General features: G+C 66.4%; 20 protein-coding genes, 1 tRNA gene and 1 pseudogene. 13 read left to right on the plus strand and 9 right to left on the minus strand.

Going from position 1 to position 21,014, the window contains the following annotated elements:
• Window positions 1-87: 87 nt before the first annotated feature.
• The 6 genes and pseudogenes from RI03_RS10120 to RI03_RS10145 form a co-directional block, all read right to left on the minus strand.
• Window positions 88-1,281, minus strand: a complete 1,194-nt coding sequence (locus tag RI03_RS10120; protein WP_010217099.1) for an SAM-dependent methyltransferase — start codon at window positions 1,279-1,281, stop codon at window positions 88-90.
• Between the two features lie 40 nt (window positions 1,282-1,321).
• Window positions 1,322-2,697: pseudogene (locus tag RI03_RS10125) on the minus strand (cryptochrome/photolyase family protein).
• Between the two features lie 64 nt (window positions 2,698-2,761).
• Window positions 2,762-3,160: a GxxExxY protein gene (locus RI03_RS10130; protein ID WP_010217101.1), complete on the minus strand. Its 399-nt coding sequence runs from the start codon at window positions 3,158-3,160 to the stop codon at window positions 2,762-2,764.
• A 44-nt stretch (window positions 3,161-3,204) separates the two neighbouring features.
• The gene (locus RI03_RS10135) at window positions 3,205-4,239 is read right to left on the minus strand and encodes a 2-oxoacid:ferredoxin oxidoreductase subunit beta (RefSeq protein ID WP_010217102.1); all 1,035 of its coding nucleotides are present in this window, start codon (window positions 4,237-4,239) and stop codon (window positions 3,205-3,207) included.
• Complete coding sequence (locus RI03_RS10140) at window positions 4,236-6,248, minus strand: 2-oxoacid:acceptor oxidoreductase subunit alpha (RefSeq protein WP_010217104.1); 2,013 nt, start codon at window positions 6,246-6,248, stop codon at window positions 4,236-4,238. Before RI03_RS10140 ends, RI03_RS10135 begins: the two co-directional genes overlap by 4 nt.
• 102 nt (window positions 6,249-6,350) lie before the next feature.
• Window positions 6,351-7,253 (minus strand): histone deacetylase family protein, encoded by a 903-nt coding sequence (locus RI03_RS10145; RefSeq protein WP_010217107.1) that lies wholly within the window; start codon window positions 7,251-7,253, stop codon window positions 6,351-6,353.
• A 48-nt stretch (window positions 7,254-7,301) separates the two neighbouring features.
• Between RI03_RS10145 and RI03_RS10150 the strand changes: the two genes are divergently transcribed.
• The 6 genes from RI03_RS10150 to RI03_RS10175 all read left to right on the plus strand — a co-directional run bounded on the left by RI03_RS10150 (window position 7,302) and on the right by RI03_RS10175 (window position 12,635).
• Window positions 7,302-8,303 carry an alpha/beta hydrolase gene (locus RI03_RS10150; RefSeq protein WP_010217108.1) on the plus strand — a complete coding sequence of 334 codons (1,002 nt, stop codon included), beginning with the start codon at window positions 7,302-7,304 and terminating at the stop codon, window positions 8,301-8,303.
• On the plus strand, window positions 8,300-8,779 hold the full coding sequence (locus tag RI03_RS10155) for an RNA pyrophosphohydrolase (RefSeq protein ID WP_010163922.1): 480 nt from the start codon (window positions 8,300-8,302) through the stop codon (window positions 8,777-8,779). Before RI03_RS10150 ends, RI03_RS10155 begins: the two co-directional genes overlap by 4 nt.
• A 64-nt stretch (window positions 8,780-8,843) precedes the next feature.
• Complete coding sequence (locus tag RI03_RS10160) at window positions 8,844-10,052, plus strand: hydrolase (protein WP_010217113.1); 1,209 nt, start codon at window positions 8,844-8,846, stop codon at window positions 10,050-10,052.
• On the plus strand, window positions 10,049-11,065 hold the full coding sequence (locus tag RI03_RS10165) for an arginine N-succinyltransferase (protein WP_010163928.1): 1,017 nt from the start codon (window positions 10,049-10,051) through the stop codon (window positions 11,063-11,065). Before RI03_RS10160 ends, RI03_RS10165 begins: the two co-directional genes overlap by 4 nt.
• A complete protein-coding gene (locus RI03_RS10170; RefSeq protein ID WP_010217117.1) occupies window positions 11,065-12,330 on the plus strand; it encodes an N-succinylarginine dihydrolase in 1,266 nt (421 codons plus the stop codon). The genes RI03_RS10165 and RI03_RS10170 overlap by 1 nt, the downstream gene beginning before the upstream one ends.
• Before the next feature lie 89 nt (window positions 12,331-12,419).
• Complete coding sequence (locus tag RI03_RS10175) at window positions 12,420-12,635, plus strand: hypothetical protein (RefSeq protein WP_010163930.1); 216 nt, start codon at window positions 12,420-12,422, stop codon at window positions 12,633-12,635.
• A gap of 136 nt (window positions 12,636-12,771) precedes the next feature.
• On the opposite strand, the gene RI03_RS10180 is transcribed toward RI03_RS10175, so the two are convergent.
• Window positions 12,772-12,848 (minus strand) — tRNA-Arg (locus tag RI03_RS10180).
• Between the two features lie 123 nt (window positions 12,849-12,971).
• On the opposite strand from RI03_RS10180, the gene RI03_RS10185 reads away from it, so the two are divergent.
• The 7 genes from RI03_RS10185 (at window position 12,972) to RI03_RS10215 (ending at window position 19,071) form a co-directional block, all read left to right on the plus strand.
• Window positions 12,972-13,484: a hypothetical protein gene (locus tag RI03_RS10185; protein ID WP_010217120.1), complete on the plus strand. Its 513-nt coding sequence runs from the start codon at window positions 12,972-12,974 to the stop codon at window positions 13,482-13,484.
• A gap of 484 nt (window positions 13,485-13,968) precedes the next feature.
• Window positions 13,969-15,225, plus strand: coding sequence for a tryptophan synthase subunit beta (trpB, locus tag RI03_RS10190; RefSeq protein ID WP_010217123.1), 1,257 nt, complete (start codon window positions 13,969-13,971; stop codon window positions 15,223-15,225).
• Window positions 15,222-15,431 carry a hypothetical protein gene (locus RI03_RS10195; RefSeq protein ID WP_010217126.1) on the plus strand — a complete coding sequence of 70 codons (210 nt, stop codon included), beginning with the start codon at window positions 15,222-15,224 and terminating at the stop codon, window positions 15,429-15,431. The genes trpB and RI03_RS10195 overlap by 4 nt, the downstream gene beginning before the upstream one ends.
• Entirely contained in the window at window positions 15,428-16,231 is an 804-nt protein-coding gene (gene trpA / locus RI03_RS10200; RefSeq protein WP_010217128.1) for a tryptophan synthase subunit alpha, read from the plus strand. The genes RI03_RS10195 and trpA overlap by 4 nt, the downstream gene beginning before the upstream one ends.
• Entirely contained in the window at window positions 16,228-17,088 is an 861-nt protein-coding gene (accD, locus tag RI03_RS10205) for an acetyl-CoA carboxylase, carboxyltransferase subunit beta (protein ID WP_010217131.1), read from the plus strand. The genes trpA and accD overlap by 4 nt, the downstream gene beginning before the upstream one ends.
• Before the next feature lie 135 nt (window positions 17,089-17,223).
• Window positions 17,224-18,558 carry a bifunctional folylpolyglutamate synthase/dihydrofolate synthase gene (locus tag RI03_RS10210; RefSeq protein WP_010217133.1) on the plus strand — a complete coding sequence of 445 codons (1,335 nt, stop codon included), beginning with the start codon at window positions 17,224-17,226 and terminating at the stop codon, window positions 18,556-18,558.
• A gap of 69 nt (window positions 18,559-18,627) precedes the next feature.
• On the plus strand, window positions 18,628-19,071 hold the full coding sequence (locus RI03_RS10215; RefSeq protein WP_010217134.1) for a DUF6628 family protein: 444 nt from the start codon (window positions 18,628-18,630) through the stop codon (window positions 19,069-19,071).
• A gap of 35 nt (window positions 19,072-19,106) precedes the next feature.
• Here RI03_RS10215 and RI03_RS10220 read toward each other — a convergent pair whose 3' ends face one another.
• Both RI03_RS10220 and RI03_RS10225 read right to left on the minus strand, forming a co-directional pair.
• Complete coding sequence (locus RI03_RS10220) at window positions 19,107-20,423, minus strand: AmpG family muropeptide MFS transporter (RefSeq protein WP_026046625.1); 1,317 nt, start codon at window positions 20,421-20,423, stop codon at window positions 19,107-19,109.
• Window positions 20,424-20,543: 120 nt separating this feature from the next.
• Window positions 20,544-20,975, minus strand: a complete 432-nt coding sequence (locus RI03_RS10225) for a response regulator (RefSeq protein ID WP_010163940.1) — start codon at window positions 20,973-20,975, stop codon at window positions 20,544-20,546.
• Window positions 20,976-21,014: the final 39 nt, after the last annotated feature.

Genomic DNA, 21,014 nt, shown 5'->3' on the forward strand with positions numbered 1-21,014 from the left:
GGTTGATCGCGACCGTTCGTTTCGAGCGTGACCGAGAAACCCGGCGCAGCGTGGGTGTCGCGTTTCCGCGCACCTTCCGGCTAGCCGTCAGACCTTTACCAGCGTGACCTGCGCGACGTCGATCCCCTGCCCGCGGAACCCGCCTTCGCAGTACATCAGATAATAGCGCCACAAGGCGATGAACTTACTGTCGAACTTCGCCGGAAGACGCCCAGTAGCCGCTGCTTCGTCGAACGCGACACGCCACCGGCGCAGCGTCTCGGCATAGTGCAGCCCGAAGCTGCGGTTGTCGCGCCACGCGAGCCCATGCGTCTCGGCGAGTGCGCGGAAGCGGCTTTGCGACAACAGCATCCCGCCGGGGAAGACGAACCGCTGGATGAAATCGACGTTCGCGGCATAGGCCTCGAAGATCGCGTCATCGATCGTGATATACTGGATCGCCGCACGCCCGCCGGGCTTGAGCGCGCGCGCGATGGCGGCGAGATACGTCCCCCAATAGTCCTGTCCGACCGCCTCGACCATCTCGATGCTGGCGATACCGTCATACTGGCCGGAGACGTCGCGATAATCGGTGCGCGAGACGGTCACGCCCGACAGGCCGGCATCCGCGATCCGGTCGTTGACCGCGCGTTCCTGTTCGCTCGACAGCGTGATCGCCTCGACCCGCACTCCGCGCCACGCCGCCGCCTCGGCAAAGCCACCCCAGCCGCAGCCGATCTCGAGCACGGTCTGCCCGGGCGCCAACTCCAGCCGATCGAGGATCGCATCGTTCTTGCGCGCCTGTGCCGCCGTCAGGTCCTCGGTCGTCATCGCCGCTTCGTCGAACAAAGCGGCCGAGTACATCATGCTCGGATCAAGCCACAGGCTGTAGAAGTCGTTACCCAGATCGTAGTGGAAATGGATGTTGCGCCGGGACCCCGCGCGCGAGTTGCGGCGCAGGCCGTTGCGCCAGCCGCGCAGCATGCGGATCATTCCACCCGACCGCGCCGTCCCACCCAAAGAGCGCCGGTTGCGCATGAACAGCTCGAACAGCACGGTCGGGTCGGGACTGGTCCACTCACCCCTGGACCAGGCGACGTACCAGCCCGCCGAGCCCCCGGTCACCAGCCGCACCAACGCACGCCAGCGGCGCAGGTCGACCACCGCTGCGGGTCCGGGCGCCCGCCCGCCGAGCAGCCGCTTGCCCCCGCCCGGCAAGGTTGCCGCGAGCGATCCCTCGACCAGACCGGAATCGATCCGGTCGAGCACGGCGTTGAACGATTTTACGAATACCCCAAACATCGCGCCCCCCTCGCATTCCGGGGCGTGGTTGCCAACCCGCTCAGCGCACCTGTTTCACCGCCTGCAACGCGCGCTCGCGCGCCTCGCGGTGGCCGATGATCTTGGGCGGATAAGCCTTGGGGCGGCACCCGGCCTCCTCGGGGTCGTGGATCGCGTCGCCCTTCACGTCGGCGAGCTCGGGCACCCAGTGGCGGATGTACGCGGCCGCGTCGAACTTGGGCGACTGGACCAGTGGCGCCATGATCCGGACGAACATGTTCGAATCGATTCCGGTGCCCGCGGTCCATTGCCAGTTGACCGAGTTGGACCCGTAATCGCCATCGACCAGGCAATCCCAGAACCACCGCTCGCCTTCGCGCCAGTCGATCAGCAGATGCTTGATCAGGAAGCTCGCGGTGATCATGCGGACGCGGTTGTGCATCCAGCCGGTCTTCCAGAGCTGGCGCATCCCGGCGTCGACGATCGGATAACCGGTGCGGCCCTGCTGCCACGACTTGAGGTCAGCATCGGCATCCTCGCCGCTGCGCCACGGCATCGCGTCATATTCTCGCGGGCGTTCTTCGAGCCATACTCCGGATATTGCAGGATGACGTTCTGCGCATAGTCGCGCCAGCCGATTTCGCTCAGGAAGACATCGACCGATCCGCCGACGTCGGCAACGGCGTGCCACACCTGCGCCGCCGAGAGCTCGCCGAAGTGGAGATGCGGCGACAGGCGCGAGCTGCCCTCTTCCGACGGCAGGTTGCGGGTCTCGTCGTATTTGGCGGCATGACTTTTGAAGGCGTCGAGGCGGTCGTGCGCGGCGTTCTCGCCCGGGGTCCAGTCGTCTGCGAAGCCTGTCGACCAATCGGGCTTGCTCGGTAGCAGGCCCCAGTCCGCGAGTTTGTCGCTCTTTGGCCAATTGGACGGCGACGGGATCTTGGCGGGTTTGTGGATCGGCTCGGGGGGCGGCATGTGTTGCTTCAGCGCGCGCCAGAACGGGGTGTAGATCTTGTACTGGCCGCCGGTGCCGGTCGTGATCGACCCGGGAGGCGCGAGGTAGTTGCCATGGTGGCAGACGAGGTCGAGGTGCTTGGCGACCGCGCGTTCGGCATTGCGCCACCAGGGTTCGAAGTGGCGGATGCAATGGACCTGCGTCGCGCCGGTTTCCTCGGCGAGTTCGCGGAGCACTTGGTCGCATGTGCCGCGGCGGAGGATGAGGCGCGAGCCCTTCTCGCGGAACGCCGCATCGAGGCTTTCGAGGCTGTTGTGCAGCCACCAGCGCGAGGCACCGCCCATAGCATATTTTTTCGGGGTGTCGTCGTCGAGGATGTAGACCGGGATCACCGCGCCTTCGTTGATCGCGGCAAGGAGAGCGGGCTGGTCGGCCAGGCGGAGGTCTCGGCGGAGCCAGAGGAGCGAAACGGTGTCGCTCACTTCGAGTCAGCCAGCGAAGCAGAAGGGTGACTCGCACAAAGCCACAAAGGCACGAAGCAGGGGATCATGGATACGGACTTACATAATCGTTGATGAGCCGCCTCACGCCATCCTTGAATGTCGGTGCTCCGAAATTCATCAGCAGGCCCAGCGGCAGGTCCATCAACCTGAGGTAGGTTAGAACCTGCTTAGCGTGGACAGGGGAATATCGTTCCGTGGATTTCAGTTCGATCAACAACATTCCTTCGACGAGAATGTCTGCCCGGAACCCCTCCTCGAAATGCAACCCGTTGAACCGGATGGGGATCGGCCGCTGCCGTTCCACCGCCAGCCCTCGGTCCGTCAGGCTGGACGCAAGACAGACTTCATACACCGACTCAAGGAGTCCCGGCCCAAGCGCTTGATGCAGCTTGAAGCCACAGTCGACCGAGATCCGGGCAATATCCTCCAGCGCGCCGCGCATCTATCACCCTTCTTCGTGCCTTTGTGGCTTCGTGCGAGATCCTCTTACTCGACTCGCGGTTCCTTCTCCACCTGCCAAGTCTGCCCCTGCGATAGCAGCTTCTGCAGGTCGGGCGTCTTGCCCTTCGCCGCTTCCGCATTCTGCGTCACGACAGCACTCTCGAACGTCGGACGCGGATCGTCAAACAGCACGCCAAGCGCCATCGGGAACGTCCCGAAGGGCATCTCGACCAGCATGTGCGCGAGCCCACGGTTGGTCTGGTCATGCACGATCACGCCAGCCGCCGCCCAGTCGCCGTCGACCACGTCGACGACCTTGAGCACCAGCCGCTCCATATCCATTGCCAGCCCCTTGGTGCCGGCCTCGAACAGCAGCGGCTTGCCATGCTCAACCCAGAGCTGGTTTGCGCCCGCGTTCTTCTTCTCGGTGAAGGGCGCGAAGACGTCGTCGTTGTAGACGATGCAGTTCTGGAAGATCTCGACGAACCCGGTGCCCTTGTGCGCATGTGCTGCCTTCAGGACGCCGACGAGATTCTTGTGGATGTCGATCGCGCGCGCGATAAAGCGGCCGCCTGCACCGAGCGCGAAGGCGCAGGGGTTGGCGGGGGTGTCGACCGAGCCGAACGGAGTCGACGGCGTACGCGTGCCGACCCGCGACGTCGGGGAGTACTGCCCCTTGGTCAGGCCGTAGATCTCGTTGTTGAACAGCAGGACCTGGCAATCGAGATTGCGACGGATCAGGTGCATCGTGTGGTTGCCGCCGATCGACAGCGCATCGCCGTCGCCGGTGATGATCCACACATCGAGATCGGGGTTCGCCAGCTTGACACCGGTTGCCACCGCCGGCGCACGACCGTGGATCGTGTGGAAGCCGTAGGTTTCCATATAATACGGGAAACGCGATGAGCAGCCGATGCCACTGACGAACACGGTGTTTTCCGGACGCGCGCCAATTTCGGGCATCGTACGCTGGACCGCCTTGAGCACTGCGTAATCGCCGCAGCCCGGGCACCAGCGGACTTCCTGATCGGTTTCCCAGTCCTTCGGCGTGGTCTTGGCGATGGGGGTCATGTCGTTCATGCGAAAGGTCCCTTGTCGGACAGGGCGGTAACGGCGTCGAGCGACGGTGGCGCGTCGGCATGGCCGTGCAGCGTGCCGTCGTCATGGCCGGATTGATCGGTGGTCAGTTGCTGGTTGTCGGCCGGGAGCAGCTCGCCCTCGGCGGGGAGATGGCCGTCAATCGCGTCCTCGATCTCCGAGATGAGGAACGGCTGGCCCGACACCTTGTTGAGCGGCTTGGCGTCGACCAGGAACTGGTCGCGCAGCACCGTCTTGAGCTGCCCGGTGTTCATTTCCGGAACGACGATCGTGTCGTAACCCTTCAGCAGATCACCAAGATTTGCAGGCATCGGCCAAATGTGACGGATGTGGATGTGTGCGACGTCACGGCCCTTGGCACGTGCACGGCGGACCGCCTGGTGGATCGGCCCGAAGGTCGAACCCCAGCCGACGATCGCGAGCTTCCCCGAGGTCTCACCGAGCTCGACGGTCTGGTCGGGCACCGCGATGTTCGCGACCTTATCGCGGCGAATTTCGGTCATCTTCTGGTGGTTTTCGGCACCATAATCGATGTTGCCGGTGCCGATCGCCTTCTCGATCCCGCCGATGCGGTGGAGCAGGCCGGGCGTGCCGGGCTTGACCCACGGACGCTTGAGGTTCTCGTCGCGCGCATATGGCAGGAAGCCGCCTTCGGGCACTTCTTCCAGATACTCGACCGGGAACGGCGCATAGGTCGACATGTCGGGGACGAGCCACGGCTCGGCGGCATTGGCGATGTAACCGTCGGTCAGCAGCATCACCGGGGTCATGTACTGAACCGCGATCCGCACCGCCTCGATCGCGACGTCGAAGCAATCCGACGGCGAACGCGCGGCGAGGACAGGCATCGGCGCATCGCCGTTACGGCCATAGACCGCCTGATACAGATCCGACTGCTCGGTCTTGGTCGGCAGGCCGGTCGAAGGGCCGCCACGCTGTGAATTGACGATGACGAGCGGCAGCTCGGTCATGATCGCGAGACCCATCGCCTCGCCCTTGAGCGCGATGCCCGGGCCCGACGACGAGGTGACGCCAAGCTGCCCGGCATAGGATGCGCCGATCGCCGAAGCGATCGCCGCGATCTCGTCCTCCGCCTGGAAGGTGGTGACGCCATATTCCTTGAGGCGCGACAGGAAGTGGAGGATCGCCGAGGCGGGCGTGATCGGATAGCCGCCGAAGAACATCGGAACATCGGCAAGCTGGACGCCCGCGACCAGCCCAAGCGAGATCGACTCAGCACCGGTGACGGTGCGGTACAGACCGGGCGCGGTCGGTGCGACGCCGATGTGATGCTGCTTCATCGGGCCCGCCAGCTCGGCGGTCTCGCCGTAGGCGTGGCCTGCGTTCAAAGCAGCGATGTTTGCCTCGGCCAGCACGGGGGCCTTGGCGAACTTGGTCTTGAGCCAGTCGACGATCGGCGCGCGGTCACGGTCGAACATCCAGAGCGCGAGCCCCAGCGTCCACATATTCTTGCAGCGCAGCGCTTCCTTGTTGCCAAGGCCGAACGGCTTCACGGCATCGAGCGTCAGCTGCGAGATGTTGAAGCTGAGCAGCTGCCACTTGGCGAGGCTGCCGTCGGTCAGCGGGTTGGCGGCGTATTTCGCCTTGGCGAGGTTGCGTTCGCCGAACTCGCCTTCGTCCGCGATGATCAGGCCACCAGCCTTGAGCGCGGGCGCGTTCACCTTGAGTGCCGCCGGGTTCATCGCGATCAGCACGTCGGGTGCATCGCCCGCGGTTTCGATCGCGGTCGAGCCGAAGTTGATCTGGAACGCGGACACGCCGAACAGCGTGCCTTGCGGCGCGCGGATCTCGGCGGGGAAATCCGGGAAGGTCGCCAGATCGTTGCCCGACAGCGCGGTCGACAGCGTGAACTGCCCCCCGGTGAGCTGCATGCCATCGCCCGAGTCGCCGGCGAACCGGACGACGACGGACTCTGCGGTGGGGTGGGCGGAGGCTTCTTGGGGGGTAACTTCGTGCGCGGCGGTCGCCATCAGCGTCTTGTCCTACGGGTAATCGTTGTCATGCCCTTATGCCTCGAACGGCGCAGGGCCAAGGTAGTTTCAATAAGGGGCGGTGCAACCGCTGCTTTCCGGTCACCCGGCAGCAGCGAAGGCCGCGCCGAGCGTCAGGATCGCCCGCACATGCCGTTCGGCAAGCGCGACCGTGTCTGCGCCATAGCCGCCACCGACCGTACTCGCCAGCGGAATGCCCCGATCGATCGCCAGGCGCGCGACGAGATTCTCGCGCGCGACCAGTCCTTCGTCGGTCAGTGCGAGCCGCCCGAGCCGGTCGTTCGCGAGCGGGTCGATCCCGGCCTGGTAGAGAATGATCTGCGGTCGAACCTCGTCGAGCATCGGCCCCAGCGTCGACTCGAGCGTCGCGAGATAGTCCGCGTCGCCGGTTGCATCGGGCAGGCCGACATCGAGCGTCGAGCGCGCCTTGCGAACCGGGAAATTCTTTTCGGCATGGATCGAATAGGTCGCGATCTGGGGATAGCCGGCGGTCAGCGCGGCGGTGCCGTCGCCCTGATGGACGTCGCAATCGACCACCAGCACGCGCAGGCCGTCTTCCTCCGCAAGCCGAACCGCCGCGATCGCGAGATCGTTGAAGACGCAATAGCCCGCCCCCGTCGCCGCCAGCGCGTGATGGCTGCCGCCTGCGGTATTGGCAGCGAACCCCCGCTCCAGCGCCATCTTGCCGGCAAGCCATGTGCCGCCGGGCACCACCGCCGCGCGCGCCGCGACCGACTCGGTCACCGCGAAACCGATGCGTCGCTCCTTCTCGCGGGGGACACGTGCCTCGAGCACCTCTGCTACATAATCGGCGTCATGCACCGCTTCGAGCCAATGGAGCGGCATTGCGTCCGGCACATGCCACGCGACCCCTGCCCCTTCCGCCTCGAGACGATTGCGGATCGCCGCATTCTTGCTGAGCTGGCGGGGGTTGTTCGCCTGTCCCGAAGCGACATAGGCGGGGTGATGGACGACCGCGATCATCCTGCCTAGGTAGGTGCGAGACTGGCAGAGACCAATGGAGAGCGCCGCATGACCGACAGCAGCACCCCGCCCGAGACCCCTACCCCCTATGTTCGCGCGGACGTCGCGGGCTTCCTCGCATTCCTAAACAACCTCCCCGGCCCCCGCACGCACGAGATGGAGCCCCCCGTCGCGCGCGCTGCCTATGCAGCGATGAAGGACATCGCCGATCCGCCGGTCGGCGAGCTCGGGTTGATCAGGGATATTGCGATTCCGGGTCCGGCGGGCACGATCCCCGCGCGGCTGTTCGACGTGCAGGCGGACCGCGTACCCGGGCCGCTCGTGCTGTTCTATCACGGGGGCGGGTTCGTGATCGGCGACCTCGACACACATGCGAGCTTCTGCGCCGAGATTTCGCGCGCGCTCGATCTTCCCGTGCTCGCGGTGGATTACCGGCTCGCGCCCGAACAGCCCTGGCCCGCCGCGCCCGACGATTGCGAGGCAGCGGCGCGCTGGGCGGCAAGCGGACCGGCCGAACTGGGGCGCGGCGTCACTGCGCTGGTGCCGTGCGGCGACAGCGCGGGGGGCAACCTCGCGATCGTCGTCACCGCAGCGTTGCGGGACGAGCCTGCGGCGGTGCCCGTGATCGCGCATTTGCCCTTCTACCCCGCGACCGATACGAGCAAGCCGTACCCATCCTACGACCAGTTCGCCGAGGGCTATTTGCTCACCCGCGCGACGATGGAATGGTTCAACGTCGCCTATCAGGCCGAGGCCGAGCATGTCCGCGCCTCGCCGCTTTTGGGTGGCCTGGCCGGGATGCCCCCCGCCGTCGTGGTCACCGCAAGCCTCGATCCGATCCGCGATCAGGGCCGGGCCTATGCCGCCGCGCTGGCGGAAGCTGGCGTCGCGGTCGTGTTCCGCGAAGCCGTCGGCAACATCCACGGCTTCGTCACGCTGCGCAAGGCGATCCCGTCGTCGGCGGGCGACGTCGCCGGGGCGCTCGTTGCGGCCAAGGCGCTGATCGCCGAGGCTGAGGCGCAGCGCGTGATGGCACAGGCAGCGGCATGACCGATCCGACGACGCTGCCCTATCGTCCCTGTGCCGGGCTGATGATCCTGAACGCCGAAGGGAAGGTCTTCGTTGGCCAGCGGATCGATACCAAGGTCGAGGCGTGGCAGATGCCGCAGGGCGGGATCGACGACGGCGAGGATGCCGAAACCGCTGCTTTGCGCGAGTTGCGCGAGGAGACTGGGATCACGCCCGACAAGGTCGATCTGATTGCCGTATCTCCGCAGGAACTGTTCTACGATCTGCCCGAAGACCTCGTCGGACGTGTCTGGAAGGGCAAGTGGCGCGGCCAGCGGCAGCGGTGGTTTCTGTATCGGTTCAAGGGCCTGGACAGCGATATCGACATTGCTACCGAACATGAGGAGTTCAAGGAATGGGCGTGGGTCGACCCCGCGACCCTTCCTGAGATCATCGTCCCGTTCAAGGCGCCGCTCTACCGCGAGGTCCTCGCCGTGTTTGCAGACCATCTCGGCTGAGGTGGTAAATCGTTTCCGTCGCAACGGACTGGAGCCGATCGCAAACCCAAGCTAGGCTGCTTCGATGAGGGGATTAAACGAACACGAAAGCGCAGCGATCGCGGTCGCGCGCGCGCAGCCGATGCTGCGGCAGGTCGAGCAATGGTCGGCGGTCAATTCGGGAACACGCAATCTTGCCGGATTGTCCGAGGTTGCGGACATGCTGGGTGCGGCATTCGGTGCGCTTCCAGGGAAAGTCGTTTTGATTGAAGGGGATACGGCCGAGAGTGTAGGCTCTGACGGAAGTGTCGCGATCCTGAATCATGGTCGCCATCTGCATCTGAGCGTTCGCCCGGAAGCGCCCGTGCAACTGCTGCTGACCGGCCATATGGACACCGTCTATCCGGTCGACCACGCGTTCCAGACGCTGACGATGCGCGACGACGGGACGCTCAACGGCCCCGGCGTCGCAGACATGAAGGGTGGCCTTGCGGTAATGCTCGCCGCGCTGGTCGCAGTAGAGACGAGCTCGCTCGCGGCGCGGATCGGCTATGACGTCGTCATCAATTCCGACGAGGAAACCGGCTCCTTCTCCTCCTCTGCGCTGATCCGCCGGATGGCGCAGGGCAAGATCGCCGCGCTCACCTACGAACCCGCGCTCCCCGACGGCACGCTCGCGGGCGCACGCGGGGGCACCGGCAACTTCTCGATCGTCGTCACCGGGCGCAGCGCGCACGCCGGGCGCAACCCGGAGGATGGCCGCAACGCGATCGTCGCCGCCGCCGATCTCGCGGTCCGCCTCCACGCGGCGCGCGGGGATGGGCTCGCGGTCAATCCGGCGCGCATCGAGGGTGGCGGCCCGAACAACGTCGTTCCCGACCACGCCGTCCTCCGCATCAACTTCCGCCCCGCGGATCACGCCGCGATCGCGCGCGCGCAGGCGTTGCTCAACGCCACGATCGCGGAAGTGGCGGCGCATCATGACGTCACCATCGCGCTCCACGGCAGCTTCAACCGCCCGCCCAAGCCGATTGACGCGGGCGCGGCTCGCCTGTTCGAGCTGGTGAAAACGTGCGGCGCGGATCTCGGCCTCGCCATCGGCTGGCGCGCGACCGGCGGGGTGTGCGACGGCAACACCATCGCCGCCTGTGGCATCCCCGTGGTCGACACGATGGGCGCACGCGGCGGCGCGATCCATTCCCCGGACGAATATCTGATCGTCGAGTCCCTCCCCGAGCGTGCGGCGCTGTCCGCGCTCGCCATCTTGCGTATCGCCGAAAAGGGCCAGTTGTGACCTACCGTATCCGCGCCGCGCGCGACTCCGACCTCAAGCCGCTATACGAAATGGCGAAGCTGACCGGCGGCGGCTTCACCAATCTTCCGCCTGACCGGACCGCGCTGACCGCAAAACTCGAACGCAGCGCCGCCGCCTTCGCGCGCGACGACGATACCAAGGCGGACGATCTGTTCGTGCTGGTATTGGAGAACACCGAGACCGGCGAGGTCCGCGGCACCTGCCAGATCTTCACGCATGTCGGACAGAGCTACCCGTTCTACAGCTATCGGCTGGGCACGCTGACGCAGCATTCGAAGGAACTCGGCCGGACGTTCCGCGCCGACATGCTCGGGCTGACGACCGATCTCGAAGGGTGCAGCGAAGTCGGCGGGCTGTTCCTCCATCCGGGCGAACGCGCGGGCGGGCTGGGGCTGTTGCTCGCGCGCAGCCGCTATCTGTTCATCGCCAAGCATCGCGCGCGCTTTGCCGACCGCGTTCTGGCGGAACTCCGCGGGATCATCGACGAAGCGGGCGGCTCGCCATTCTGGGACGGGCTCGCGGGCCGCTTCTTCGGGATGAATTTCCAGGACGCCGACCAGTTCAATGCGGTGCAGGGCCACCAGTTCATCGCCGACCTGTTCCCCAAACACCCGATCTACACCGCGATGCTCCCCGAAACCGCGCGCGCGGTGATCGGCCTGCCGCACCCGTCGGGCCGGGCCGCGATGAGAATGCTGGAAAACGAAGGGTTTGCGTATGAGAATTACGTCGACATCTTCGATGGAGGCCCGACGATGATCGCCAAGACCGACGCGGTCCGCACGATCCGCGACGTCCAGACCTCCACCGTGGTCGCGACCGATTTCGACGGCGGCGACCAGGCGCTGATCGCGAGCGGACGGCTGGCCGACTTCCGCTGCGTCTATGGCGACGTGCGCGCGTGCACCGGCGGGGTGGTGATCTCCCCGACCGTCGCGCGCGCGCTCGAGATCATCGAGGATGCCACCATCTGCCATGTCCCGAGGGTGTGATGCCAATCGAAATCAACTTCGACGGAATCGTCGGGCCGAGCCATAATTTCGCAGGCCTCAGCCCGGGCAACCTCGCCGCGACGCAGAATGCCGGGACGACGTCCTGGCCGCGCCATGCCGCGCTTGAGGGGATCGCCAAGATGCGCGCCAATCTCGCGCTTGGGCTGACGCAGGGGATCCTGCTCCCGCACGACCGGCCCAACCGGCGCTGGCTCGCGTCGCTGTCGACCGATTATGCCAGCGCGCCGCCATTGCTGCGCGCACAGGCAATGTCCGCCTCGGCGATGTGGGCGGCGAATGCGGCGACGGTCTCGCCCGGCACCGACACCGCCGACGGGCGCTGCCACTTCACGCCCGCGAACCTGCTGACGATGCCACACCGCAGCCATGAGGCGCACGAGACAGCGCGGCAGCTTGCGATCGCCTTTGCCGACCCGGCGCATTTCGCGCATCACGCGCCGATCCCCGCGCCGTTCGGCGACGAGGGGGCGGCGAACCACATGCGGCTTGCGCGAAGCCACGGTGAGCCCGGGGTCGAACTGTTCGTCTACGGCAAGTCGGGCGGGGCCTTTCCCGCACGCCAGTCGCGCGTGGCAAGCGCGGCGGTCGCGCGTGCGCATGAGCTCGACCCCGCGCGAACGCTGTTCCTCGCGCAGTCGCCGGATGCGATTGCGGCGGGGGCGTTCCACAATGATGTCGTCGCGGTCGCGAACGAACAGGTGCTGTTCGTCCACGAACATGCGCTCGCCGATCGCAACGCCGCTTACGCCGAGATCCGGCAGGCGGCACCGTGGGTCGAGATCGTCGAGGTACCCGCCGACGCCGTATCGCTGGCGGACGCGGTTTCCTCCTATCTGTTCAACGCGCAACTGGTCACGCCACCCGATGGCGTCATGACGTTGATCGTTCCAGTCGAAGCCGCCGGGCATCCGCGCGTGGCGGCATGGCTGGAGACGATGCTCGCCGGGAACGGGCCGATCCGCCGGGTCGAGACCGTCGACGTGCGACAGTCGATGGCGAACGGCGGGGGTCCGGCGTGCCTGCGGTTGCGGGTGGTCGCCGATCCGAAGACGATCGATCCGCGGTTCCTGGTCGACGCGGCGAAGCTCGATTCGATCGCGGCGGTCGTGTCCGAGCACTGGCCGGAAACGATCGTCCCGGATCAGATCGTCGGCACGTCTCCCGATCTGGCGTTGGTTCAGACGGTTTCCAGCGCGCGCGCGGCGTTGCTGCGGGTGCTGGCGCTCGAGGGCGTGCTCGACTGAAGCTGTCGCGTTAAGTTACAGGTAACCATCTCCGGTAACGCGACAGCGCGCGAAACCGCCATTGGCCCGGCGCTTGCTACCAAAGGCGTATGTGGACCAAATTCAGCAGCCTGTTCGTCATCAAGAACAAGTTCGAAGCCTTTGGCGTGATCTACGCGCTCGCGGTCGGCGCGGTCGAGCGCGGCGCGCATTACCTCGAGCAATATCCGGGGTTCGGCGGATATCTGCTCTTCGCGGTCTGCCCGATCGCGGTGTTCATGGCCGGCGCGCGTATTCTGGATTCGGTGGAACGCGACGCGGGGTGACACGGGCGTGCGGGGATCGCGCGCTGTAAAGCCGACGACTCCGGCGACCCCAAAACCGCGGGCGTACGGTGTCCAGACGCAAGAAAGGCCGGAACATTGCTGTTCCGGCCCTTGCCCGCCGTGCGGCGGAAATAGATGGTGCACCCAGAGCGATTCGAACGCCCGACCCTCAGATTCGTAGTCTGATGCTCTATCCAGCTGAGCTATGGGTGCCTGGAGAGGCGCTGTTAGCCGCGACATTTCGGGGGCGCAAGCGCTTTTCCAAAAAAAGTCACAAAGTTCGACGGTGCCGTCGCACGTTGCGCCCGCCCGGCCATCGGCATAGAGCAAGCGCAAATGACCTATCGTTCAGCGCCCAGCCATCTTCTCTTCCTTTCGCTCTTTCTGGCGGGCGGCTGCGCGGCACCGCGGGCAGCGACCTTCCCGTCGCTCCTGCCCCGTCCGATCGAATCGCGCAGCGATGCCGAGCCGGTCGCGCCCGTGACGATCGTCGAGCCCGACCCGGCGACCGATGCGACGCTGGTCGACCTGCAGAAGACGATCGATACCGCGGGCACGACTTTCGATGCCGCCGCCGACACTGCCGACCGGCTCGCCAGGGCGGCGCACGGGGATGCGGTCGGCAGCGATCGCTGGATCACGGCGCAGACCGAGCTGGGGCAACTCGACGGGCTGCGCGCGACGACCTCGTCGGCGATCACCGATCTCGACGAGCTTGCGCTGACGCGCGCCGCGAGCGGCAAGCCGGACTATCCGGCGATCGCAACGCTGCGCCAGACCGCACAGGCCATGCTCGACTCGCAGGCGGCACGGATCCAGACCATCCAGGCGCGCCTCACGCCGGCCTGAGCGGACTCAAGCACCACGAGGTCGTCAACAAAACGGTCTTCGTGCCTTTGTGGCTTTGTGCGTGATCTTCTTTTCTAAGGAAGATTTGATCGCACAAAGACGCAAAGCCACGAAGAGAAGAAGCGCGGCAACGCTGCGGCAGGCCGCACAGGCCGCGCGAATCCAGGCCACCGAGGCGCGCCTCACGCCGGCCCGAGCGGGCTCAAGCACCGCCGGTCTTTAACAAAACGGCCTTCGTGCCTTTGTGGCTTTGTGCGCGATCCTCTTTTCTATCGAAGATTTGACCGCACAAAAACGCAAAGCCACGAAGAGAAGAAGAAGTGCCCGGGGGAATGGCGTTCTGATGAGTGACCCGGCGCGGCATTGATGCAGACCGCTTTGCGGCTTTGCGGCTTTGCGTGAGTCATTCTTCCTAACCAGCGGCCGACGACGATCCAGGCAAACCCCCTTGGAACCGGCCCGCATCCTGCTAAACGCTCAGCCGATGACAGTTTCCCTCACCACCCCGCCCGCCGGACAGGCCAACAGCCTGCGCCAGCAACCCGACGACAACGGGCATTTCGGCCAGTTCGGCGGCCGCTATGTCGCCGAGACGCTGATGCCGCTCGTGCTCGAGCTCGACCAGGCGTATCGCGCGGCCAAGGCCGACCCGGCGTTCCAGGCGCAGTTCGACGATCTGCTCGAACATTATGTCGGCCGCCCCAGCCCGCTTTATTATGCCGAGCGCCTGACCGAGGCGTTCCGCGAGTCCGCGCCCGAGGGCAAAGGCGCGCAAATCTGGTTCAAGCGCGACGAGCTGAATCACACCGGCGCGCACAAGATCAACAATTGCATCGGGCAGATCCTGCTCGCGATGCGGATGGGCAAGACCCGGATCATCGCCGAGACCGGCGCCGGCCAGCACGGCGTCGCCACCGCGACGGTCTGCGCGCGCTTCGGGCTGCCGTGCGTGATCTACATGGGCGCCAAGGACATCGCGCGTCAGGCTCCCAACGTGTTCCGCATGAAGCTGCTTGGCGCGGAAGTGCGCCCGGTGACGAGCGGATCGCATTCGCTCAAGGATGCGATGAACGAGGGGATGCGCGACTGGGTCGCGAACGTCCACGACACCTTCTACATCATCGGCACCGCCGCTGGCCCGCATCCCTATCCGGAAATGGTCCGCGACTTCCAGAGCGTGATCGGCACCGAGGCGCGCGCGCAGATGCTGTCGCGAATCAACCGCCTGCCCGACCTGCTCGTCGCGGCAATCGGCGGCGGGTCGAACGCGATCGGGCTGTTCCATCCGTTCCTCGATGATGCCAGCGTCGAGATGCTTGGCGTGGAAGCGGCAGGGCGCGGGCTCGACAAGGAGCACGCCGCCAGCCTCGCAGGCGGCGCACCGGGGATCCTCCACGGCAACAAGACCTATCTGCTGCAGGACGAGGACGGCCAGATCACCGAGGCGCATTCGATCTCGGCCGGACTCGACTATCCTGGGATCGGGCCCGAGCATTCGTGGCTGCACGAGATCGGACGGGTCGAATATACGTCGATCACCGATACCGAGGCGCTCGATGCGTTCCAGTTGCTGTGCCGGACCGAGGGCATCATCCCCGCGCTCGAACCGGCCCATGCGATCGCCGCTGTCGCCAAGCGCGCGCGCGAGATGGACCGCGACCAGATCATCCTCGCCAATCTGTGCGGGCGTGGCGACAAGGACATCTTCACCGTCGCCGAAGCGCTCGGGGTAGCAATATGAGCGCGCGCGGGGGCGGTATTTCCGATGTCGTGACCGCCGCGATGGTCGGCGCGGTCGTCGCGCTGATCGTGCGCGAGGTCAGCGCGTTCGGCCTTGATCTGCAACGCTGGACGCTGCACGTCCCGCGCGCGCTCGATTCTGCGAAGATCGGCGCGATTGCGGGTGCCGCGAGCAACCTCTTCGGCAACTGGAGGTCGGGGAGATGAGCCGCCTCTCCGCTGCCTTCAGCAAGGGCCACCCCGCGCTCGTCGCCTTCGTTACCGCGGGTGACCCCAGCCCTGCCGCGACCGGCGCGATCCTCGATGCGATCGTCGAGGGCGGCGCGGACGTGATCGAGCTCGGCATGCCGTTCACCGACCCGATGGCGGACGGCCCCGCGATCCAGGCGGCGAACATCCGCAGCCTGCTCGCGGGCACGCGCACCGCGGACATCCTCGGCATCGCCAAGGCGTTCCGGGCGCGGCACCCGGATACGCCGCTGGTCCTGATGGGCTATGCCAACCCGATGACGATCCGCGGGGGGGACTGGTTCGCCGCCGCCGCGCAGGATGCGGGCGTCGATGGCATCATCTGCGTCGACATCCCGCCTGAGGAAGATGCCGAACTCGGCCCTGCCCTCCGCGCCGCCGGGATCGACCCGATCCGCCTCGCCACGCCAACGACCGACGCCGCCCGCCTGCCCACCGTGCTCGATGGCGCGAGCGGGTTCGTCTATTACGTCTCGGTCGCCGGGATCACCGGTCTGCAACAGGCAGCGCAGGCGTCGATCGAATCCGCGGTCGCGCGTCTGAAGGCGTCGACCGACCTGCCGATCGCAGTCGGCTTCGGCGTCCGCACCCCCGATCAGGCGGCAGCCATCGCAAAGGTCGCGGACGGCGTCGTGGTCGGCTCGGCGATCGTCGAGCTGGTCGCGCAGCATGGCGCGGCTGCGCCGGACGCGGTGCGCGCCTATATCCAGTCCCTGTCGACGGCAGTCCATGCCGCCCGCGAAGGAGTTCCCGCATGACCTGGCTCACCAGCGTCCGCAACGCGCTCTCGCTCGTCGTTCCGATCAAGAAGGAGACGCCCGACACGCTCTGGCACAAGTGCAAGGGCTGCGGGCAGATGGTGTTCGTGAAGGAACTCGAGGACAATCTCTACGTCTGTCCGCATTGCGATCATCACGAGCGGATCGGGCCGATCCTCCGGTTCCAATATGTCTTCGATGCGGGCTCCTACAAGATCGTACCGCTGCCCAAGGTCCCCGACGACCCGTTGAAGTTCCGCGATACCAAGCGCTACGTCGACCGGATCAAGGCCGCGCGCGCCGCGACGTCCGAGGGCGATGCGCTGATCACCGCGCGCGGGACGATCGAGGGGCGTCGCGCGGTCATCGGCGTGCAGGACTTCGCGTTCATGGGCGGGTCGATGGGTCTTGCGGTCGGCGAGGCGTTCGTTCGCGGGGTGGAGACCGCGATCGAGGACAATTGCCCGTACATCATCTTCACCGCAGCGGGCGGCGCGCGGATGCAGGAGGGCATCCTGTCGCTGATGCAGATGCCGCGCGCGACCGTCGCGATCCAGATGCTCCACGATGCCGGGCTACCGTACATCGTCGTGCTGACCGATCCGACCACGGGCGGCGTCACCGCCAGCTATGCGATGCTCGGCGACGTGCAGATCGCCGAGCCGGGCGCACTGATCGGCTTCGCGGGCCAGCGCGTGATCGAGCAGACGATCCGCGAGAAATTGCCCGACGGGTTCCAGCGCGCGGAATATCTGCTCGAGCACGGGATGATCGACATGGTGAAGCACCGCCGCGACCTGCGCACGACGCTGGCGAGCCTGATCGATTATCTCTGCAGCAAGCGCGCGGCGGCGTGACGGATCTCCCTCTCCCCTCCGGGGAGAGGGCAAGCGAGGCGAAGCGACGCGAGGGAGAGGGGCAGTACGGTTGGGGTGGCGTGCTGGACCGCCCCTCTCCCCGACCCTCTCCCCGGAGGGGAGAGGGAGAAGAAGATGGACCATGCGGTCTCAAAAGACGTCGCCGTTCAGGCGCAGCTCGACCGGCTGTGGAAGCTGTCCCCCGGTGCCGACATCCTTGGCCTCGAGCGAATCACGCTCCTGCTCGACCGGCTCGGCAACCCGCAAGACCGATTGCCCCCGGTGTTCCATGTCGCGGGCACCAACGGCAAGGGATCGACCTGCGCGTTCCTGCGCGCCGCGCTCGAGGCGGCGGGATACACCGTCCACGCCTATACCAGCCCGCATCTCGTCCGTTTCAACGAACGCATCCGCATCGCCGGGCGTCTTATCGACGACACCCTGCTCGCCGCGCTGCTCGAGGAAGTGCTCGACGCGGGCGGCGACATCGGCGCGAGTTTCTTCGAGGTCACCACCGCCGCGGCGTTCCTCGCCTTTGCGCGCACCCCCGCGGATGCATGCGTGATCGAGGTCGGGCTCGGCGGGCGGCTCGATGCGACCAACGTCATCGCGCACCCGCTCGTCACGGGAATCGCGCAGCTCGGGATCGATCACCAGAGCTTCCTCGGCGATACGGCCGAAGGGATCGCCGGCGAAAAGGCCGGGATCGCCAAGCCCGGCGTCGCGCTCGTCACGATGGCCTATGAACCCGACAGCGCCGCGCGCGTCGCCGCGGTGGCGATGCAGGCGGGCGCGCATGTCCTTCCGCTCGGCACGGCCTGGCACATGGAAACCGACGCCGCGATGCTCCGCTACGAGGATGCTGGCGGGACAGTCGAAACCCCGCTGCCCGCAATGGCGGGACCGCATCAGCCGGGCAATCTCGCGCTCGCCATTGCGATCCTCCGCCACCAGACCGTGCTGACGATCCCGACCGACGCCTATGCCGCCGCCGCGCGCGACACACGCTGGCCCGCGCGGATGCAGCGCCTCCATCCGGGGCCGCTGGTCGACCTGCTTCCGCCCGGCAGCCAATTGTGGCTCGACGGCGGGCACAATCCCGCCGCCGCCGGCGCGATCGCGGCGACGCTGCGCGACATCTCCAACCCGGGCGTCGGGCGGAGCGAGGTCCATCTCGTGCTCGGGATGCTCGCCAACAAGGATCCCGCGGGACTGCTCGCGCCGTTCGCCGGTATTGCGACGACGGTGCATGCGGTGCCGATCGGGCAGCACGAACACCACACCCCCGCCGCCCTCGCAGCGACCGCGCACGCCCTCGGGCTTGCGACCCATACCGCGCCAGACGTCGCCAGCGCGCTGCGCGATATCGCCGAAATCGCGGATCAGGCCGAGCCTCCCATCGTCCTCGTCCTCGGCTCCCTCTACCTTGCGGGCGAAGTGCTCCTGGCGAACGGCGAGTTGCCCGACTGACCGATATTATTGCGATTGACTTGCAATAGCGACTGAAGGAGGATGCCCCCACCCCACGGAGCATCCCCCATGACCGCATATCGCCCGTCTGCCGCCACCCTCCCGGCAGCCCTCCCGCACCTGCTGCCGGAGGATCCCAATGCACAATTGCTGCTCTTCGCCTTTCGCCGGATGGGCGCGCACGGGCTTGGCGATGCGCACGCAGCCCAAACGATGATCAAAGGTTTCGGCACTGACTTCCGGCGTCCGTTGACCCTGTTGCGCGCGATGATGGCGGATCTTGCAGGCAGCGCGACGTGCGCGATTGCGATTGCGCCGTGCTGCTGCCGCCGGATGACGCACGCAGAACACGCGGTGCTGACGATCCTCTCACGCGCGGAAACGTCGCCGGGCAGCGCACGGCTGTTGCTCGGCGACCTGATCGGGGTGCGGCAGCCGGACGGCGTGCTTGCGAGCATCACCGTGGTGGCGCAGGCGTTTGCCGACGCGGGACGTCCGATCATCGCCGAATGATGCAGGCGGTGCGCTCCTGCGCCCTGCCTGTCGCCTCAGTCCGCCACGCCATTCTCGGTCGCGCCGATCGACGCGTCGATCAGCCCGGTCCGGCTCATCCACCAGAACAGAACCACTCCCGGAAACGCCACCACGGTCGTGAGCAGATAGAAGTTCACATAGCCCATCGAATCGATCAGCCCCCCCGCGGTCGTCCCGGTCACCGCGCGCCCGACGATGCTCGCCGCCGCTGAAATCAGCGCATATTGCGCGGCGGTGAAGCGCGCGTTCGTCAGCGCGGAGAAATAGGCGATCACGGTCACGCCGCCGATCCCGCTCGAGAAATTCTCGAACCCGATCGCGCTGCCCATGCCGAGGTTGGAATGCCCCGCCGCGGCCAGCGCAGCGAAACTGAGGTTGGAGAGCATCATCAGCACCAGCGACACCAGCACCGACCGCTTGAGACCGAGCCGCGTGTACAGGATGCCGCCAACGAAGATCCCGACCATGAACGCGAGGAACCCGACCCAGACGTCGTAGAAGGCGATCTCGTCATTGGTGAAATGGAGCGAATCGAACAACAGCCGGAAGGTCAGGTTCGCCAGCGTGTCGCCGATCTTGTGGATCAGGATGAACAGCAGGACGAGCACCGCGCCGCGCCGCTGGAAGAACTGGAGGAACGGCCCGAGAATCGAACTGCCGAGGCTCGCCAGCCCGGCCCGGCGCTGTTCGGGCGCACGGCGACTGGCGGGTTCGCCACAGATCAGCCCGGCGAGCATCGCGGGCAAGGCGAACGCCGCGCACGCGAGATAGCCGTTCGCCCAGCCGAACCGCGCCGCGATGACGAGCGCGACCGCGCCAGCGCCGGCCGACCCGAGCCGCCAGCCATATTGCGACATCCCAGAGCCAATGCCCAACTGGCGCGGCTCGAGCAGTTCGATCCGGTACGCATCGATCACGATGTCGAACGTCGCGCCCGCCGCACCGACCAGAATCGCCGCGATCGCGGTCGCGAAGATATCCGCCTTCGGGTCGACCAGCGCGAGATTGACGACCGCCGCGATCACCAGCAGCCCCGCCACGATCAACCACGACACGCGTTGGCCGAGCGCACCGATCAGCGGCAACCGCACGCCATCGACGATCCACGCCCACAGCCATTTGAGATTATAGACCAGGAACGCGAGGCTGAACGCGGTGACGGTCGACTTGGTAATGCCGTCCTGCGCGAGCCGCGTCGTGAGCGTCGCGCCGATCATCGCGAACGGGAAGCCCGAGGAAATCCCCAGTGCCAGCGCCGCCAGCGGGGCCTTTTCGAAATAGGGGCGGATGCCATCCGACCAGCTCGCGGCACGCCCGCTCACGCCATCCATTCGTCTCTTGCCCCCACCGCCACACCCACTTCACCACAATCGCTTGCCAAGGCAAGCGACCCTAACGGCTAAACTGCGAAGCGAAAGGGCGCAGCGGGCCAGCGGGACCGATCGTCGCGCTCAGTCGACGTTCGTGAACAGGCTCAGCCCATTTGGCATCCGCCTGGGAATCTTGCCGTCGAGCACCGCCTCGAGTGCCGAGATCGCGGCCAGCAGGTCGCGTTGCGCATAGGGTTTGGCGAGGCAACCATTGGCCACCGCGCGACCACCCTGCGGGCATTGACCGGTGACGAACAGGACCGCGATCCCCTTCGCCTTCGCGGCCCGCGCAACGTCGACGCCATTACCGTCCGCCAGGCTGATATCGACCAGCACCAGATCGATCTCGAGCTCGTTGTCGATCACCGCGATCGCATCGGCGACGCGATCCACCGTCGCGACGATCTCATATTCCGCGTCGCGCAGGAAATGTTCGGTATCGAATGCGACCAACGGCTCGTCCTCAACGAGCAGAAGCTTGCAGATTCGCCGCTTTTTCCGTCCGAACAACATGTTCGGCCCCCCACCTTCTGTCACGCGCCGAAACTGGCA

Origin of the sequence: Sphingomonas sp. PAMC 26621 (assembly GCF_000251145.1) — a bacterium.
In the GTDB taxonomy this organism is placed as follows: domain Bacteria; phylum Pseudomonadota; class Alphaproteobacteria; order Sphingomonadales; family Sphingomonadaceae; genus Sphingomonas.

Excerpts from the sequence above, each read along its gene's own strand:
- RI03_RS10120 (WP_010217099.1), bottom strand. The coding sequence starts at position 1,281 with ATGTTTGGGGTATTCGTAAAATCGTTCAACGCCGTGCTCGACCGGATC.
- RI03_RS10130 (WP_010217101.1), bottom strand. The coding sequence starts at position 3,160 with ATGCGCGGCGCGCTGGAGGATATTGCCCGGATCTCGGTCGACTGTGGC.
- RI03_RS10135 (WP_010217102.1), bottom strand. The coding sequence starts at position 4,239 with ATGAACGACATGACCCCCATCGCCAAGACCACGCCGAAGGACTGGGAA.
- RI03_RS10140 (WP_010217104.1), bottom strand. The coding sequence starts at position 6,248 with ATGGCGACCGCCGCGCACGAAGTTACCCCCCAAGAAGCCTCCGCCCAC.
- RI03_RS10145 (WP_010217107.1), bottom strand. The coding sequence starts at position 7,253 with ATGATCGCGGTCGTCCATCACCCCGCCTATGTCGCTTCGGGACAGGCG.
- RI03_RS10150 (WP_010217108.1), top strand. The coding sequence starts at position 7,302 with ATGACCGACAGCAGCACCCCGCCCGAGACCCCTACCCCCTATGTTCGC.
- RI03_RS10155 (WP_010163922.1), top strand. The coding sequence starts at position 8,300 with ATGACCGATCCGACGACGCTGCCCTATCGTCCCTGTGCCGGGCTGATG.
- RI03_RS10160 (WP_010217113.1), top strand. The coding sequence starts at position 8,844 with ATGAGGGGATTAAACGAACACGAAAGCGCAGCGATCGCGGTCGCGCGC.
- RI03_RS10170 (WP_010217117.1), top strand. The coding sequence starts at position 11,065 with ATGCCAATCGAAATCAACTTCGACGGAATCGTCGGGCCGAGCCATAAT.
- RI03_RS10175 (WP_010163930.1), top strand. The coding sequence starts at position 12,420 with ATGTGGACCAAATTCAGCAGCCTGTTCGTCATCAAGAACAAGTTCGAA.
- RI03_RS10185 (WP_010217120.1), top strand. The coding sequence starts at position 12,972 with ATGACCTATCGTTCAGCGCCCAGCCATCTTCTCTTCCTTTCGCTCTTT.
- trpB (WP_010217123.1), top strand. The coding sequence starts at position 13,969 with ATGACAGTTTCCCTCACCACCCCGCCCGCCGGACAGGCCAACAGCCTG.
- RI03_RS10195 (WP_010217126.1), top strand. The coding sequence starts at position 15,222 with ATGAGCGCGCGCGGGGGCGGTATTTCCGATGTCGTGACCGCCGCGATG.
- trpA (WP_010217128.1), top strand. The coding sequence starts at position 15,428 with ATGAGCCGCCTCTCCGCTGCCTTCAGCAAGGGCCACCCCGCGCTCGTC.
- accD (WP_010217131.1), top strand. The coding sequence starts at position 16,228 with ATGACCTGGCTCACCAGCGTCCGCAACGCGCTCTCGCTCGTCGTTCCG.
- RI03_RS10210 (WP_010217133.1), top strand. The coding sequence starts at position 17,224 with ATGGACCATGCGGTCTCAAAAGACGTCGCCGTTCAGGCGCAGCTCGAC.
- RI03_RS10215 (WP_010217134.1), top strand. The coding sequence starts at position 18,628 with ATGACCGCATATCGCCCGTCTGCCGCCACCCTCCCGGCAGCCCTCCCG.
- RI03_RS10220 (WP_026046625.1), bottom strand. The coding sequence starts at position 20,423 with ATGGATGGCGTGAGCGGGCGTGCCGCGAGCTGGTCGGATGGCATCCGC.
- RI03_RS10225 (WP_010163940.1), bottom strand. The coding sequence starts at position 20,975 with ATGTTGTTCGGACGGAAAAAGCGGCGAATCTGCAAGCTTCTGCTCGTT.